The sequence below is a fragment of the Convivina praedatoris genome (assembly GCF_933208495.1).
GTDB classification, from domain to species: domain Bacteria; phylum Bacillota; class Bacilli; order Lactobacillales; family Lactobacillaceae; genus Convivina; species Convivina praedatoris.
Genome location: NZ_CAKOET010000003.1, coordinates 128,464 through 145,054 on the forward strand (window position 1 = coordinate 128,464; position 16,591 = coordinate 145,054).

Below are 16,591 nucleotides of genomic sequence, written 5' to 3' on the forward strand. Positions count from 1 at the left end.
ATGACAATTGATCAAATAATCCATCAATTGGCACGTAGCCTTCAGCCAGTAAGTCATGGTGAACAAAATACCATATATGAAATTCACATTATTAACCAGCGTTATAGCCAGCAACTTAACGTCTTTTTTGAGTGGCATCGTTTGGGTCGTGCGACAATTTCCCGCCAAATCGGTACAATTCCTTTTGTTTATGTCCAAAATCTGGATCAAATTGCCCAGAAATTAACAAAAGAGACTCAGATGAACGTTTTGATTGATTAGTGATTTAAAATAATCTCTAATTATAATTGACATTTTTCTTTAATTTTGTTTTAATAAAAGCACCAAATATATAAGAGGCACAAGATGTATAACTATCTAGCTAACCACACAGAAATTATTATCAGCATTATTATCCCGTAGGGTAGGTGCTGATACTTTGTGGTGCCTATCATGATTCTTAGTGGTAGGCAGCTGATGGTATAGAGAAGAGACCAGCTGCAAATTTTGCAGCTGGTCTCTTTCTTTATTTCTAGCTTTGTAACAGCTTTGATAATTAGACAGTAAAGCGAACAGAAATTATGAGGAATGTAAAATGGAAAAACAAAAATTGACCCGGAAGCAGTTATTATTGGTTACTTCCTTAATCTTTGGGATGTTTTTTGGAGCGGGAAACTTAATTTTTCCGGTTCAATTGGGACAATTAGCAGGCCATAATTGGCTATTGGCTGTCCTTGGATTTCTACTGACTGGCGCACTAATGCCATTTTTAGCAATGCTAGCAGTAAGTATGACTAATAGCAAAAGTGTTTATGATTTGGCTGCCCCCGTCGCCCCATGGTTTGGCACGGTGGTCTTAGTAGCCATTCACTTTACAATTGGTCCCTTATCGGGCACGCCCAGAACAGCAGCTACAGCATTTGCAATGGGGGTTAGTCCCTTTGTAGCTCCGCAGTATCAGCAGGGGATGATGCTAATATTTTCGGCTGTATTCTTTGGGTTAGCCTACCTCTTAACGGTTAAACAAGCAGGCTTAACCAAATGGGTGGGTAAGTACTTAAATCCTCTATTTCTAATCGTTTTGGGTGTTATTTTGGTTTTAGCTTTAATATTGCCAATGGGAAATTTTAATCAAGCGGTATCAGTCACTTATCAACAAAACGCTGGTTTTCAGGGCATTTTAGATGGCTATAATACGATGGATGGTTTGGCTTTATTGGCGCTAGCTGTGTCAGTTGTCTACGCTGTTCGTGGTATGGGTTTTCATGGGCAGGCTGTTTCTAAAGTATTAGCAAAAGCTGGATTTTTAAGTATTGTTTTGGAATCTTTGCTTTATGTTGCCTTGGTTTTGTTGGGGGTATCCAGTCTCGGACAGTTTAAACCCGCTGAAAACGGTGGGGCAGCATTTAGTCAAATTGTGACTCATTATATGGGAAATTTTGGTGTCCTAATAACAGGTGTTATAGTAACTTTGGCGGTTTTCACAACCGCCATGGGATTGTTTGTTTCTTTTGCCCAAGATTTGAATCGTGTCTTCCCGAAGGTGAGCTACTTATGGTGGTTACGTGTCATTGCCTTTGGGTCCTTTGTAACGGCTAATGCAGGTCTGACTAATATTGTAAAATGGACTGTTCCTGTTTTAATGTTGCTATATCCCTATGCCTTAGCTTTGATTGCCTTATCATTACTTAGTCCTTGGATTAAACAATCTCCTACTATTTATCGCGTTGTTATGGGGTTTGTAACCCCACCTGCTTTTTTGGATGCTTTTGCTAACTCACCAATTGCTGGATGGAAACCAATTGCAGAATTAGTTGCCAGTTATCATCAGTACTTGCCTTTGGCTGCCGATGGATTTGGTTGGCTACTACCAGCACTTTTGGGTGGACTAGTTGGTATAACTTGGCAACGAGCTCAGCAAGTTCAATTACTAAAGGATTCAGAAGGTATGGCAGATCAGGCTTTGGATTAAAAAATAATAAAAAAGGTGCAGAATCATGTCAATTTATTACTCAAATTTCGGTCAAACAATTCGTTTTAATGACCTCAGTCGTCAATTAAGTCAGCTAATCATGGGCTTAGAAGTAGAAATGCATCGAGTTAATCGGCAGGATGGTCATTTATCAGATCAGGTATATCCTACTAGCTTGGGGGACCCTGTCCAACATCATGCCATTAAAAATGATTTTGGTTATACTCAGATGGAAGTTATTACGCCAGCTAATGTTAATGTCTTTGCGAGTTTAGATATGTTGGCTGCCCTCAATGACACAGTCCGAAAAAATCTAGCCGCTGATGAATCATTGTGGTTATATTCTATGCCACCAGTATTAAATCCTGGACGAACTGAATTTAAAATTGCTCCAGCTGATTCAGTTAAGACCGCTTACATGGAAACGGTCGTTGCCCGTCGCGATATTGCTCGTTCAATTACCAGTGGTGTTCATATTAATCTGGGTTTGGCTTTAGATGTCTTGCATTATGTTTATCATCAATTTTTTGAAGATCAATATCAAAATGAAGTTGACTTTACCAATTCACTCTACATGAAAATTGCCCAGGGATTGATGCATTATCGTTGGGTTTTCACACTTTTGTTTGGTGAAGCTCCTGTAGCTGATGCTAGTTTTTATGAAGGGCGTGCTTCCTTGCAAGGCTATGTTCGTTCAGTACGTAGTTCTAGTTACGGCTTTGGAAATGGTGTTACGGGATCATATCAAGATGTGGATAGCTACATTGCCAAGGTCAAAGAAGATGTTGCTGTTGGTGATTTAATTGCTGAACGCGAATTCTACGATGTGGTGCGACTCAAGGGACAGAATGAATTAGCTGATTTAGCCACGAAGGGTGTGCAATATTTAGAGTTGCGAATGTTTGATCTAGATGCCCTATCTAAAACTGGGGTTAGTGAGGTAATGGTCCAGTTCACGGAATTATTGTTTGCCTACTTGATGATGACTCAATCAGTAGTACCAGATGGACATGATGTTGATGAATTTTTGCAAGAAAGTCGACAAAGAAATGAGACGGTTGCCCTGGAAGATCCGTTTAACGTTTCTAAATACCAAGGGGAGGCCTTATCTCTACTAAGTAATTTAGAAGAATTTGCCTATGATAATCGCTTTAAGGCTGATTGGTTGCCGGAATTACGACGACGTTTAACTGATCCGCTTGAAAGTCCAGCAGCAAAGTTAATCACTTTCTTAACTGATGATTTTTACCAGGGAATGTTAGCCCTTTCTAACCAACGTCAAATTGGTCAATTACGATTAAGGGGATTAGCTGGTTTTAGCGATTTACCGCTAAACGAACAAAAACAGTTGCAGGCAGAATTAGTAGCCCACGGTGATGTGAATGTTGTTAACCGCCGATTGGGAACTTTCTTTGTCCAACATCAAAAGCAAGAATATCTACTGTCAAAAAAGGGTTTATTTCAAAAAAATGAGCAATGAATTAGATTATTGACATTTGAAACAATATTTGATTTAATATAACTAATTTATAAAAGAGGAAATTATTATGATTAAGTCAGCATCAATCAAGCTAACAGTGAGCGTCAGTTCCGTTACCCATTAGGTAGGAGCTGATCCTTGTGTTGCCTACCATTATCTAGTGATAGGCAGCTGACTTATGAATTACTAAAATCCAGCTGCAATAGTGTAGCTGGATTTTTTATTTTCTTAATATAACTCTCAAGGAGTGTGGTACTATGCTTAATCAATATTTTTTACTTGGAAAAATTATTCACTCACAAAACACGGATCAATTTATGCAGCAATTGTCTTTTGGCATTGAAGTTGAAGGTCATCGAATTAATCGTAAAACGGGGCATTTATCAAGGACTACATATCCGATTAAGTTAGGAGATCCAGTCCAACACCAGGCGATTCGCAATGATTTTGGGGATACACAAGTTGAGGTGATTACACCGAGCGGACCAAACTTGGAAGCTAATTTAGACTTATTAACCGCTTTTAATGACGTTCTTCGTAAGAATTTAGCTGCTGATGAAGCTTTGTGGCTCTATTCAATGCCGCCATACTTATCAGCTGATCGACATGAATTTAAGATTGCACCCGCTGACGAATATAAGCGCAACTATATGCAAACTGTGGCTTCGCGTCGGGATATTGCCCGAACTTTGATTAGTGGTATCCACATTAATTTAGGATTACCCTTAGCATTAATGGCTGATATTTATCAGGCTAATTTTACAGATCAATTTACTTCGCCCATTGATTTTATCAATGCCGTTTATATCAAGATTGCCCAAGGATTTATGGCTTACCGTTGGCTATTTACACTGCTTTTTGGCGAATCTCCCTGGGCTGATCAGAGTTTTTATACTAATCGAGAGAAAAGTTTAAATCATCTGGTACGTTCGGTGCGCAATTCTAGTTATGGTTTTGGTAATGGCGTTTATGGTTCGTATCAATCTGTTGAAAGCTATATCCAAAAAATAAAAAGTGATGTTCAGAAAGGGGATTTAATTGCGGAACGAGAATTTTATGATGTTGTTCGTCTAAAAGGGGGAGAGAATTTGAATGATTTAGCCCATAAAGGCGTTCAGTATTTAGAATTACGTACATTTGATTTAGATCCGTTAAATAAGACTGGCGTATCGGCTATAACAGTTAAATTCACAAAACTGTTTTTTACCTATTTACTGATGAATTTTCCGGTTATTTCTGATCAAAAACAGGTAGATCAGTTTCTATTGGCTAGTCGACAAAAGAATGAAAAAGTTGCCTTAGAAAATCCGTTTCAGGTTTCAGCTTCTCAAAGGGAGGCCTTAGCACTTTTGGATGATTTAATCAGCTTTGCCCAGGTAGAAAAAATAGCAGCTGACTGGTTACTCGATTTACGTCGTCGCTTAATTGATCCTGCTGAAATGCCTGCTGTTCAGTTATTAGCACAGTTACCAACTGATATTTATACTGGTTTAGTACAACTGGCTGATAATCGTCAACGGGTTCAATGTCAAATACCAGCCTTAAACGGTTTTGCTGATTTATCACCAATGGTATCTCATCGCTTACGTCAATCGATTGAACAGCATGGACAGATTAAGATTGTTGATCGTAAACAAGGAGTTTTTGTTTTACAAAGAAATCATAAAAGTATCACCTTAACATAAGATGGGTTATTCAGTGATTAATTAAAAAGCCGCTCTGTTTTAAACAGGGCGGCATTTTAATGATTAATGAAATCATCAGGGAAATTTTTCAAACCATTTTCGGCTTTTTTCATTTGATATTCCTCAACCGTGATGGCTCCTTGGCTTAATAATTGCTGTAATTCATGAAGCTCCCGTAGTTGACTTTGACTGGCCAGACTAAGATTAGCATAGCGTTGCTTGCTACTTTGAGCCCACCACTTAACTCGGTTCATCTCGTTCTCTCCGTTTTTTATTTATTATAACTGAAAAAAGAACTAAATCTGATTTAGTTCTTTTGAACGTTAAACAATATCTAAATGTAAATCATTTTCCTTACTTTGACCTAATTTCCGTAAAAGCCGATAAAACAATAGGCTTAAGACAGCCGGAAGGGCTGCCCCAAAGACCATCGTTAATAATAGGGCTCGCGGATTAGTCAATAAGGCGATAGGGGCGATGAAACCATTTAATCCCAAACCAGAAATTGCGTACGGCACTTTTAATTGGAAAAATCCAACTGCTAAAGTAGCAGAGAACCCAGCAATCGCAGCGGGGCCTAACCACAACCAGTAATTTTTAAGTAAGTTAGGGAATTGAACCTTGGGTGTTACCACAAATTGGGCAAAACGAGCGCCCCAATCATTTTGGGTCCAACTCATCGCTGTAAACATCACAAACCCAGCCGTAGTACCAACCAGGGCAGCTCCTGCGGAAAGGGGATCAAGCATGACCGCGATGGCTAAGGCGGCTGAAGATGCTGGAGTCATTAAAAATAGGAACCAGAAGACACCCACAATAAAGGCGCCCAAGAAAGGATTTACTTGCATGGTTTCAGCTAGTTTTTCAGAGACCCAATTTAGCATTGGGGTAGTAAAGGAGGCGAAGAATAGACCGGTTAAAGCGCCCAGTAAAGTGGCACCAAAAGGAACTAGCATCATATCAAATTTAGTCCGACCTGATAGCCAGTTTCCAACTAAGACGGCAACAATGGCAGCCAAGATGGCTGAAATTGGTTGACCGCTGGTCATCACTAGGGAACCTGCGGGTTGATTAGCCAACCAGCCAGTGGCAGTTTTGGTACCCACCACGGTAGTAGCTGAAAAGTAGACAGCGTTGGAGCCGACAGTAGCAGAAATCAGGGCAGCCCCAGTTGTTAAAACATTAGCCCGCATGGCAATGGCAATGCCAACACCTAAGGCGGGGGCTAACATTTTTTGTCCCATCAAGCCGGCCTGGACTAGCGGTTGAAAATGAATCCAGCTACCTACTGATGCCAATAATAGTCCCATTCCTAGCACGGATAGAATGGAATAAGAAATTCCCTGTGATACTTCATAGACAATTTCGGATTTAGTCTGTGGTCGAACTTTTGATGTGTTTTCCATACTTCTCTCCTATTTGATGTGACGGACCAACAAAAAAGACGCCCAAGCGGCGTCAAAATTAATTTTTACGAAAAAAATTATCAGCCAGCTTAGTAATTCTTGAGCTGGCACTCCAAAATTGACCAGCTATTTGTCAAATAATAATGACAATTGGGCTGATCACGATGATTTGATTCAATTGTGATTTTGAAAGCGTTTTCATAATCCATCTCCTAAATCAATGTAATCATCTTAACTTAATTAAAAAACAATGTCAATAACATAATATTTTAGAGAGAAATTATTAATGTAACATGTGTAATTATTGAGTTTATAAGTGTCGTATGGTGCTACAATGAGCTCGTAGCAAAAGAAATAAAAAAAGAAATATGAGGTATTTCCTAATGACAGCAAAGAAGACTGTTGCAGCAAGTGTTGCTATGTTGAAAGTTTTGGAATCATGGGGTATCGGACATGTATACGGTTATCCGGGTGGTTCATTTAACTCTACAATGGCCGCCCTTGACCTTCAAAAGGATCATATCCAGTATATTCAGGTTCGCCATGAGCAAGTTGGTGCTTTGGCTGCCGCAGCTGATGCTAAACTAACTGGCAAAATTGGTGTAGCTTTTGGTTCAGCTGGACCTGGGGCAACTAACTTGCTGACTGGTCTATATGATGCGCGTGAGGATCATGCTCCGGTTCTAGCCTTGGTTGGTCAAACACCAAGTAAGGTAATGAACTATAATTTCTTCCAAGAATTTAATGAAGGGCCAATGTTTGATGATGTTTCGGTTTATAACCGAACTGTCATGACGCCTGAAAGTTTGCCACACGTTGTTGATCAAGCTATTCGTGAGGCTTATAAGTACCAGGGCGTGGCCGTTGTTATTATTCCAAATGACTTTGGTTATGTTCAAATTCCAGACGAAATTTATTCATCACATTCAGAAACCGATAATAAGCCGGAACCACAACCAGTAGCAACCGATGCCGAAGTCGATGCTTTCTTGGCGAAGGTTGCCCAGAGCAAGCGCCCAGTTATTCATGTTGGTCGTGGTATTAAGGCCGGTGGTGAAAAACTGGCTGAGTTGTCTAAGAAGTTGCAAATTCCATTGGTAATGACTGGTTTGGCGAAGGGGATGATACCTGACGATTACGAAGGGAACGTTGGTTTTGCTAACCGTGCTGCTTCTAAGGCTGCTGATGAAATCATGGCAGCTGCCGATTTGTTAATCACTATCGGTGCTGATTTCCCATTTGCCAACTTAGTTTACCAAACTCACCAATTCGAATTTATTCAAGTTGATAATGACCGGGTAGAATTAGGTCGTCATCATAACCTTGATATGGGTATTTGGTCTGATGCGACTGCCTTTGTTGAAAAGGCTTTGGAGCGCAGTGAAACACAACCAGCTCGTCCATTCTTCCAGGCTGCCGTAGCTGATATGAAGAATTGGCAAGAATATCTTACAATGTTGGAAAACCGTGAATCTGATCCACTTCAATTTGAAGCAATTTATAAGCAAATTAATGAAGTTGCTGATGATGATGCCATCTTCTCTATTGATGTTGGTGATAACATCATTAACAGTTTCCGTCACTTGCACTTAACCCCTAAGAATAAGTGGGTCATTTCAGCCCTCTTTGCTTCAATGGGTAGTGGTGTGCCGGGTGCACTGGCAGCTAAGTTAAGCTTCCCAGATCGTCAAGCCTTTAATATCGCGGGGGACGGCGCTTTCTCAATGGTTATGCAAGATTTGCTTACTGAAAAGAAGTACAATCTTCCTATCATTAACATTATTACTTCAAATACAACTTTGAACTTTATTAAAAGTGAGCAAGATGATTTGCCAATGCACCATTCTGGTATTGATTTGGAAGATCAGGACTTCGCCATGATTGCCAAGGGAATGGGCGTCGAATCGGTAACAGTTACTAAGTCAGCTGATGTGCCAGCCGCCTTTGAAAAGGCTTTGGCGGTTACTAAGGCTGGTAAACCATTCTTGATTGATGCTAAGATTACGGCTAAGCGTGATTTGCCAGTTGAAGAGTTGATTTTGACTCCTACTGCTGATGGCATTACTGAGACTGTTAATCCTAACTATAACCAAAACTTGGACTTGCAACAGCCAGCCAACTTACGCGACTTCTTGGATAGCTATGATGGCCAGAGTTTGAAGCCTGTCACAGAATTCTTTGAAGAATACGGTGTGAAGTTTTAATTAGCATTAAGTTAAAAACCTGTAGTCCAACTGGATTACAGGTTTTTTGTTATGGTTTAATTTAATTTTATTTGCTTTTGAATTGTATCATCATCTAGCTGGTGTAATTGGTTTAGCACTGCCGGAATGAAATTCGCGGGTTGGCTAGGGAATGCTTCTCCAGCCAATTCACCTGCCAATCCAAAGATACCGGTGGCCCAGCATAAACTATTGAGAGAACTTTCAGTTGCTAAAGCGACGCCTAAAATACCATCCAACATATCGCCACTGCCGACATTAGTCTGAAAATATGGATGGCCGTTGGTAATCGTGTGTGTGACTTCTCCATCAGAAAGATAATCAGTTGGGCCGGTTAAAACACTGTAAGTATGGTAACGTTGGGCAACTTTTTGAGCAATCAAACTAAGTTGTGATAAGTCGCCCTGGCCGGCATCAATACCTTGACTATGCCAATCAATTTGAGCTAAATAGGCTAGTTCCCCAGCATTTCCTCGAATAGCTGTAAAGTTTACTTTCTCGCTCAATTGAACAAATGCCTGCTGTCGAACCTTAGTCACAGCAACGGCAACCGGGTCAACAATTACTGGGATGCCTAATTGATTGGCCACTTGTCCAGCCTTGATGGCTCTTTGTAGGCTATAGTGATCAACAGTCCCTAGATTTATAACCAATGCTTGAGCGATATTTAGTAGATCACTGGTTTCTTCAATATCAGTAAACATAATTGGCGATCCGCCAAAAAAACTGACAGCATCGGCGACGCGTTGCTGGGTAACGGTATTAGAAATGTTGAGTACAATGGGATTTTGTTGTCGGACGGTATTGATTGATAACATCTTTATGACTCCTTTAGTTTATTGATGTCTTGTTCTGGTTGGGGACTATTAAAAATTGCTGATATAACGGCTAGGCCAGCTACGCCGGTTGCACGAACTGCGCGTGCATTATCAGAGTGAATGCCACCAATGGCGACAATGGGTTTATTGGTAATTAGGTTTAACTGTTTTAGTCCTGTTAAACCAATTGGTGATTGGATTTTAGTCTTACTGTCGGTATTAAAAACTGGCCCAACACCAAGATAGTCAAGTTGATTTAAGATGTTTGTTGCCGGTAATTCTTGTTGATCGTGCACCGATAAACCCAAAATAAGATTCGAAACTTTGGGTAGCAGATCAATTAACGGCGTGTCATTTTGACCAAGGTGCAGACCGTCAGCTCCGATTTCCTGGGCTAACTGCCAGTCATCATCAACGATTAATGGAATCTGATATTGTTGGGTGATTTTACGGATCTGTTGTCCTAAAGCTATTTTTTCTTGTTCGTTTAACCTACTACCGTCTTTTTCACGATATTGAAAGGCAGTAATTCCTAATTGACAAGCTTGTTCGAGGATTTCTAAGAAGCGGGCTTGATTGCCGGCTACGTTTTGACTACCTCCGACTAAATAAAGATCTAATATTTCAGGCTCAAATTTGTACATTAGTGTGTTCTGCTCCTCAGTGATTTAATGGACCGTGTCCATGACCCACTATAATTTCATCTTGTAAAATGGTATTTAAAAATGTTTTAGCAGTTTGCAAAGTGTCAACTAATTCTTGTCCTTTGGCTAACTGCGAAACGACTAATGAAGAAAAGGTATCGCCAGTACCATGCGTTCGACGGGTATTGACCCAGTCACCAGTTAAGGTTAATTGTCGGCCGTTGGCTAATAAAACAAAGTCATGATTGACTTGATGGGTTAAATGACCACCTTTTATGACCACATTTTTAGCGCCCATTGCTTGAATATCGGTACAAGCTCGCCAAATGTCAGCTTCCGTGGTTAGTTGTCGATTGACAATCACCTGTGCCTCCGGAAGGTTTGGCGTGATGACATCGGCTAAAGGTAGTAATTCTTGCACTAAAGTGGTAATGGCTGCATCGGTTAGCAACTTAGCACCCCCCTTAGCGACCATGACTGGATCAACGACTAAGGGACCAAAATGATATTTTCGTAAATTTTCAGCTACACAAGCTACTCGCTCTTGGTCAAATAGGGCGCCAGTTTTAACGGCTTGAATTGTAAAGTCATTGGCCACAGACTGGAATTGCTGGTCAATAATGGCAGTGGGTAAGGGCAGAGCAGCTTGAACACCCAGTGTATTTTGAGCAGTAACACCAGTGACCACGCCCGTAGCAAAGACATGGCACATCTGCATAGTTTTGATATCAGCCATCATACCGGCTCCGCCCCCTGAGTCAGTACCAGCAATGGTTAACACTTCAGGTACATTTTTTGTCATGAAAAGGGCTCTCTTTCGGCTGCTGTTAAGACTTGTTTAAAACGCCAATCTTCTTGATAATAAGCTTGCTGCCAAAATTGCCACTCCAGCTCACAACTTTTTAGAAAATACTGGGTGGCTATTTTTAATTCATTGTCAGTGGCATTTTTAGCTAATTGATCAATAAATTTAAAAATTTTCTCAGTTGTAGTTGAACTGTCAGCATAAAAATTAATCCAGTCTTGATAGGGGTTTTCACTGGTTGAATTAGCCGTTAAATGCCGTCCGATTTCCAGATAAGTCCACGGACAAGGTTGCAGGGCAGCTAAGATATTTAGTAAGCTACCAGTTTTTCCGGCACGTAACATATGTGATTGGTAGAGATAGGCTTTGGGTGAGGGGATAGCATTTTTTAGCTCTGCATAATTAAGCTGGGCTGCCTGACATAAAATTTGATGAGCCTTGCTTTCCTGACCCATTAAAAAACTAATTTGCTCATTGAAAAACTGAGCAAATACTCGGTCTTGGCTACAGGAAATGGCTTGACCATAGATATGAACAAATTCATCTAAATATTGATAATCCTGTTGTACATAAAAGCTGATGGCATTTTGGGATAATTTCCCAGTTTTAATTCCTTCAACGAAGGGGTGATTCAAAATTTCTTTTAAAATTGGTTCCGCCTTTTGAATCAAGTACTCTGAGTATTGCATAGGTCCTCCAGATGATATTTGTCCAGATTAGGGAAATAAAAAAAGCACCCACAAGACTAGCTTGGAAGTGCTTACACTTTTACCAATTAAAAAAATATCAGTATACCAGTGCCACGTTCCTACGCTAGTGCTAACTAGAATCAGGTTCAATGGGTATAATCTCAGCCAAGTTGGCACCCCAGTGGACAAATACAGTATTCAATTTTGCGGCATATTTACTACGGTCTCAGTCTAGCATATTGATTTATAAATTGTCTATTTAATTTAATTATTAAAATTAAATGATAAAAGCTTGATATTTCTCATAATTAAGTTATACTTAAAACCAATTAATAAACAAAAGCAAAAATAAGAGCTGTCGCATGGATGAATCTTTAGCGAGTATTGGGTTGGTGGAACAATACGATTTTTCATGGTTTGGCAATCACTCTTTAGCAAGTGCACTGAATTAAGTAAGCGCACTCGGCTGCAACCGTTACCCTGCCAGCGTATCGCTTTATGCCGTACGTGAAGACCTTACGAGTAATAGTGAGGTAAAATAAGGTGGTACCGCGCGTTAGCGCCCTTATCTTTTCTACTTATGTAGAGGGGATGGGGCGCTTTTTGTTTATAAAAATAAATATGAGAATGGGGTAGGATTATGGCTCAAACACAATTAACAGCAAATGAAGAAAAATTGGCTCAGGCCCTGTATCAGGCCTATACCAGTCAAGTAGCTTTGGATATGGCTGAATGGGAAGACTTGGTGCATGATGATGAAACTGCATACCGTGTACAGGCGCGTTTAATGGATTTAAAAGGCCAGGCAGTTGGTGGCTATAAGGTTAGTTTAACAAGCCAACAAACGCAAGATATGTTTGATTCCAAGGAGCCACTCTTTGGTGCCCAAGTATTTCAGCACTTTGTCGCTTCTCCTGCTACACTTTCTTTAAAAGATGATTTAATGGATCCCTTGGCTGAAGTTGAACTAGTTTTTAAGGCTAAGGAAACTCTCTCTCCTAGCGATAGTTTAGCCGAATTAGCTCAAAAAACCACCGTGGCTCCTGGAATTGAGGTGCCAGACGCCCGCTTTAAAGAATGGTTTCCGTCGCTGTCCAAATATTTGGTAATGGCGGATGCAGCCGTGGGAGGTTATGTTGTTTATGGCACAGAATGCGATACAACAGATTTGAGCATGACCAATTTAACTGAAGTAACTACAACCCTCTATCATGATGGACAAGAGGTAGCCCAAGGTAATTCAGCCGAAGTATTGGGTAATCCTTTGAATTCTTTACAATGGCTAGTTAAAAAACTAGCCTCGCAAGGAAAGGAACTCACCGCAGGACAGCGTGTTTCATCAGGAACCTTCCTTTTGCCTCCACATCTAACTGTTGGAGAATGGCGTGCCAGTTTTGATCATGGATTTACGGATGTGAAATTAACAGTTGAATGATTTTGAGCTAGGAATTAGCATTTCATTTTATGAAATGCTAATTTTTTATGACGGTTTGCTCGCAAAAATAAAATAAAATTTCTCATATTAGTAAATTTTTTTTAAATATGTCAAAAAATCTGGTAGAATATGGAGAAGTAGATGGGAAATCTTAACAAAAAGTTAACAATTAGTTATTTCTTCTTACATAAAAAGGAGCGACAATGGGAAAATATATGAAGCATACCAGTCAACCAGTAGTTGACGGTCTTAATACTAAAACTAAGTTTGCTCTAGGGTTACTTTCAGTTACGGGTGTTACAGGGATTGGCCTATTTGGACAGAATCAAATCGCCTCAGCCGATAACCTAACATCCACAGCTGTAAATAATCAGGCGCAAAATATTGGTACTACGTCAACGCAAGCTAGCCAAGCAACTAAGCAGAATGAAAAAAGTAAGGTTGCAAGTCCTAATTTGGATCAAGCGGTTAAAAATGCACAAGATGCTGGTTTGAAAACACAGGAAGTAGCTGGGAATAACTATCCTGGTCGAATAGATGATTATAGTAATTTGGTCAATCAGGCCAACGCTGATTATCAAAAGCAGGTTGATACGATTAATCAACAGATTAATCAAAAGCAGCAGAATCTTGCTGACCAAAAAGCAGCCCAGCAATCGAATGGCGATGTACAAGATGCAGCACAGACAGCTCAAAAGTCTGGTGTAAATGTTATCAAGGATACCAACCAATCAGTGAAAAATTTGGTGGATGTGCAAAAGGATAATGCCGAACAAGTTAAGCAAATTAAAGAGACTACGGCACAGCAAGAACAGCAAAATCAAACTACTAGTCAGCTAAAAGAAGGTGTGACTAGGGCCAATGCTGATGTTGAAAAGGCGGCTAATGATGCTAAAAATGCTGGTGTTATTTTGAAAACGACTGATAACAAAAAAGACTTTACCTTGGCCGAATTACAGGCTGATAAAGAACAGCAACTTAACCAACTAAAAACTGCTCAGGAAAAGCAACTTGCTGCTCAAAAAGAGTACGAAATAGCTTTGGAGAAGGTTAACGCTACTAATCAAGCTAATGCTGCTGCTTATGCCAAGGCCCAAGCAGCTTACTTGGCTGCCAAGCAAAAGAATGCTGAGCTGAAGTCCGCTTATGAAAAAGCTGTAGTTGATTATGATACTAAAAAGTCTGAGCTAGTTTCTAAGACGCATGAAAAAGGCTACGCCAGCGAATTGTTGATGCAGGCACTGCACTTAGGATCAGAAGAAAATGCTAAGTCTGATTTAACTTATACGGGTAAGGTAACAAGGCCAATTGACAGTGATGCACCCAATGGACAAAAAGGCTATTATAAGACCCAATTAACCAAAGGGGATACTATTACTGTTTCCTATACCAATCTATCTAACTCAAGTTATCGTGATCAAAAGATTAGTAAAATTGTTCGTACTTTTACCTATGGTGATAACGTCAATCAAGAGCCGATTGAAATGTATATCGGTAAAAATCCGGTCCTGAATGTTTGGTATAACAGCTCGATTAACCATTCAAAACCGGGTAATGAAGTTTCGGGTGATTACAAGCGCCAAATTATTGAAACTGAAACTTTTTTTGATCAGGATGGTAAGCAGATTACCTTTGATAAGGATGCGATTATTACTGTCGGCTCTTTGAATAACTGGAGTGAAAATGCTGATAAAGCTCACATCGAAAAGGTTCGGATTGAAAATGCTCGTTTCATTCCAATCACAGGTGGTAGCATTAGCGACCAAGGTTCTGGATGGGCTTTTGCTAGCAAGGATAATAGTACTCAGGATACTCGTTGGGATGATATTTCCAGTAAGGATTTCTATGTTGGATCTTCAATTTACCAGTTAAATTCTGGTGCAACGGAGATTAAGTCTATTTTAGAAACTGATTCTGGTTCCAAGGATACTAACATCTTTACTTGGGCTCAAAGTAGTACTTTCGTACCAGTCGGGACCTTACCACAAGAGCCAGTTGAGCCAACCTATGTAGATGTACCTAAAGATGAACCAAAGGTTCCTGAAAAGGTAGCGGAACCGGTTAAGCCAACTGCTGTTCAAAGTGAATATCACCTTTATGATCAAGCTGCGGCTAAAGATCCTTTGACTGTTCATTATCATCAAAATGATTTAGTTAATAAAGAAGATCCAACGGTAGACTATCACTACAATACAGTTGAAATTAAGGATACTGGCTCTGAATCAGCTTCCGTGTCATCTTCAACTTCCAAGTCGGAAAGTACTGTTCATTCTGAGTCTACTAAGCAGTCTATTTCAAATTCAACTTCAATATCTACTAATCACTCATTATCTGATTCGATAAGCACAGTTACCTCTGAATCAACTTCTAAGAACCAATCAACTAGTAGTTCTCAGAGTACTTCGACTGTTACTTCAATGTCTCAATCAAAGTCAACTCATGATTCGATTTCTAATGAGGGATCTAACTCGGCCTCGAAGAGTAATTCGATGTCGACTTCAACAAATATTTCAACCTCTAATTCAGTTTCGAGCCATGAATCAACTTCTGAGTCAGAATACAAGTCAATTTCAACTTCGACGCAACAGTCAATTTCTGGTTCAGTATCGACGCATGTTTCAATTTCGGATTCAACTTCAATCAGACATTCAACTTCAGCGTCACAGAGTGGTTCGATCTCAGCTTCGACATCAAACTCGATTTCTAATGATCAATCTAAGTCGGTTTCAACCAGTGGTTCGACTTCAGCTTCAATTTCGAATTCGATTTCTAGCGACCAGTCGAAATCTGCTTCAATTAGTGGATCAACATCGATTTCGACGCATGTTTCAACATCAAATTCGATTTCCAACAATCAATCTAAGTCGGCTTCAACCAGTGGTTCGATTTCAGCTTCAACATCAAACTCAACATCGAGCGACCAATCAAATACAGTTTCTCAAAGTAATTCGATATCAACATCAAATTATCCATCTACTTCAACGCAACAGTCGATTTCTGGTTCGATGCTCCATTCATTGTCTGATTCTTTGTCAACGTCTAATTCACAGATTCGCTCAGAATCAAATACAAATACAAATGGATCTACTTCAGAAAGTACGATTGCTCCTAAGCCTATTTGGGATAACTTTGTACCAGTTGAACCAAAGCAGACTAGCACAGCAAAACGAACTACGGCTACTACTTTGCCAAAGACTGGTGAGAATACTAAGTCGAGTCAATCACACAGTGCGGACGTAGCCTTCTTCTTGGGCCTTAGTGCTGGTGTTGGCGCACTTGGTTTGATGGGTCGCCGTCGTAAAGATCAATAAATTATTAAAACGTATTGACAAAGCATTAAATAAAAATTAGAATATAGCTAATTTAATCGTCCAATAAACCGATGAGATGGAGATCAAACCAGTTGTGCACGCAAAGGGAGCCCGGGATACTGAGAGCTGGGACGAACGCAAATTG

13 protein-coding genes and 1 riboswitch are annotated in these 16,591 nt (G+C 40.0%); of the genes, 7 read left to right on the top strand and 6 right to left on the bottom strand.

Annotated features, from left to right (window positions below):
- The 4 genes from M4974_RS03880 (at window position 1) to M4974_RS03895 (ending at window position 5,116) form a co-directional block, all read left to right on the top strand.
- On the top strand, window positions 1–261 hold the full coding sequence (locus tag M4974_RS03880; RefSeq protein WP_248706180.1) for a hypothetical protein: 261 nt from the start codon (window positions 1–3) through the stop codon (window positions 259–261).
- A gap of 313 nt (window positions 262–574) precedes the next feature.
- Window positions 575–1,951 (top strand): branched-chain amino acid transport system II carrier protein, encoded by a 1,377-nt coding sequence (brnQ, locus tag M4974_RS03885; RefSeq protein ID WP_248706179.1) that lies wholly within the window; start codon window positions 575–577, stop codon window positions 1,949–1,951.
- A gap of 25 nt (window positions 1,952–1,976) precedes the next feature.
- Entirely contained in the window at window positions 1,977–3,431 is a 1,455-nt protein-coding gene (locus M4974_RS03890) for a hypothetical protein (protein ID WP_248706178.1), read from the top strand.
- A gap of 257 nt (window positions 3,432–3,688) precedes the next feature.
- Window positions 3,689–5,116, top strand: coding sequence for a hypothetical protein (locus M4974_RS03895; RefSeq protein WP_248706177.1), 1,428 nt, complete (start codon window positions 3,689–3,691; stop codon window positions 5,114–5,116).
- Between the two features lie 56 nt (window positions 5,117–5,172).
- On the opposite strand, the gene M4974_RS03900 is transcribed toward M4974_RS03895, so the two are convergent.
- Window positions 5,173–5,370, bottom strand: a complete 198-nt coding sequence (locus tag M4974_RS03900) for an SHOCT domain-containing protein (protein WP_248706176.1) — start codon at window positions 5,368–5,370, stop codon at window positions 5,173–5,175.
- A gap of 69 nt (window positions 5,371–5,439) precedes the next feature.
- The gene (locus tag M4974_RS03905; protein WP_248706175.1) at window positions 5,440–6,522 is read right to left on the bottom strand and encodes a PTS transporter subunit IIC; all 1,083 of its coding nucleotides are present in this window, start codon (window positions 6,520–6,522) and stop codon (window positions 5,440–5,442) included.
- A gap of 383 nt (window positions 6,523–6,905) precedes the next feature.
- Between M4974_RS03905 and spxB the strand changes: the two genes are divergently transcribed.
- The gene (spxB, locus tag M4974_RS03910; protein WP_248706174.1) at window positions 6,906–8,726 is read left to right on the top strand and encodes a pyruvate oxidase; all 1,821 of its coding nucleotides are present in this window, start codon (window positions 6,906–6,908) and stop codon (window positions 8,724–8,726) included.
- 56 nt (window positions 8,727–8,782) lie between these two features.
- Here the strand turns inward: spxB and thiM are convergent, their stop codons facing one another.
- The 4 genes from thiM to tenA are packed head-to-tail and all read right to left on the bottom strand — an operon-like array spanning window position 8,783 to window position 11,700.
- The gene (thiM, locus tag M4974_RS03915) at window positions 8,783–9,562 is read right to left on the bottom strand and encodes a hydroxyethylthiazole kinase (RefSeq protein WP_248706173.1); all 780 of its coding nucleotides are present in this window, start codon (window positions 9,560–9,562) and stop codon (window positions 8,783–8,785) included.
- A 2-nt stretch (window positions 9,563–9,564) separates the two neighbouring features.
- The gene (thiE, locus tag M4974_RS03920) at window positions 9,565–10,206 is read right to left on the bottom strand and encodes a thiamine phosphate synthase (RefSeq protein ID WP_248706172.1); all 642 of its coding nucleotides are present in this window, start codon (window positions 10,204–10,206) and stop codon (window positions 9,565–9,567) included.
- A gap of 16 nt (window positions 10,207–10,222) precedes the next feature.
- Window positions 10,223–11,008, bottom strand: a complete 786-nt coding sequence (thiD, locus tag M4974_RS03925; RefSeq protein WP_248715768.1) for a bifunctional hydroxymethylpyrimidine kinase/phosphomethylpyrimidine kinase — start codon at window positions 11,006–11,008, stop codon at window positions 10,223–10,225.
- On the bottom strand, window positions 11,005–11,700 hold the full coding sequence (gene tenA / locus M4974_RS03930; protein WP_248706170.1) for a thiaminase II: 696 nt from the start codon (window positions 11,698–11,700) through the stop codon (window positions 11,005–11,007). The genes thiD and tenA overlap by 4 nt, the downstream gene beginning before the upstream one ends.
- A gap of 98 nt (window positions 11,701–11,798) precedes the next feature.
- Window positions 11,799–11,891: riboswitch (TPP riboswitch) on the bottom strand.
- Between the two features lie 449 nt (window positions 11,892–12,340).
- On the opposite strand from tenA, the gene M4974_RS03935 reads away from it, so the two are divergent.
- Both M4974_RS03935 and M4974_RS03940 read left to right on the top strand, forming a co-directional pair.
- Window positions 12,341–13,135, top strand: a complete 795-nt coding sequence (locus M4974_RS03935) for a 2-keto-4-pentenoate hydratase (RefSeq protein ID WP_248706169.1) — start codon at window positions 12,341–12,343, stop codon at window positions 13,133–13,135.
- A 203-nt stretch (window positions 13,136–13,338) separates the two neighbouring features.
- Window positions 13,339–16,446, top strand: coding sequence for a GbpC/Spa domain-containing protein (locus M4974_RS03940; protein ID WP_248706168.1), 3,108 nt, complete (start codon window positions 13,339–13,341; stop codon window positions 16,444–16,446).
- Window positions 16,447–16,591 lie beyond the last annotated feature (145 nt).

What these genes read in the sequence shown, in the direction of transcription:
- M4974_RS03895 (WP_248706177.1), top strand. Translation starts at nt 3,689, where the DNA reads ATGCTTAATCAATATTTTTTACTTGGAAAAATTATTCACTCACAAAAC.
- brnQ (WP_248706179.1), top strand. Translation starts at nt 575, where the DNA reads ATGGAAAAACAAAAATTGACCCGGAAGCAGTTATTATTGGTTACTTCC.
- M4974_RS03905 (WP_248706175.1), bottom strand. Translation starts at nt 6,522, where the DNA reads ATGGAAAACACATCAAAAGTTCGACCACAGACTAAATCCGAAATTGTC.
- thiM (WP_248706173.1), bottom strand. Translation starts at nt 9,562, where the DNA reads ATGTTATCAATCAATACCGTCCGACAACAAAATCCCATTGTACTCAAC.
- spxB (WP_248706174.1), top strand. Translation starts at nt 6,906, where the DNA reads ATGACAGCAAAGAAGACTGTTGCAGCAAGTGTTGCTATGTTGAAAGTT.
- M4974_RS03940 (WP_248706168.1), top strand. Translation starts at nt 13,339, where the DNA reads ATGGGAAAATATATGAAGCATACCAGTCAACCAGTAGTTGACGGTCTT.
- M4974_RS03900 (WP_248706176.1), bottom strand. Translation starts at nt 5,370, where the DNA reads ATGAACCGAGTTAAGTGGTGGGCTCAAAGTAGCAAGCAACGCTATGCT.
- thiE (WP_248706172.1), bottom strand. Translation starts at nt 10,206, where the DNA reads ATGTACAAATTTGAGCCTGAAATATTAGATCTTTATTTAGTCGGAGGT.
- thiD (WP_248715768.1), bottom strand. Translation starts at nt 11,008, where the DNA reads ATGACAAAAAATGTACCTGAAGTGTTAACCATTGCTGGTACTGACTCA.
- M4974_RS03935 (WP_248706169.1), top strand. Translation starts at nt 12,341, where the DNA reads ATGGCTCAAACACAATTAACAGCAAATGAAGAAAAATTGGCTCAGGCC.
- M4974_RS03880 (WP_248706180.1), top strand. Translation starts at nt 1, where the DNA reads ATGACAATTGATCAAATAATCCATCAATTGGCACGTAGCCTTCAGCCA.
- tenA (WP_248706170.1), bottom strand. Translation starts at nt 11,700, where the DNA reads ATGCAATACTCAGAGTACTTGATTCAAAAGGCGGAACCAATTTTAAAA.
- M4974_RS03890 (WP_248706178.1), top strand. Translation starts at nt 1,977, where the DNA reads ATGTCAATTTATTACTCAAATTTCGGTCAAACAATTCGTTTTAATGAC.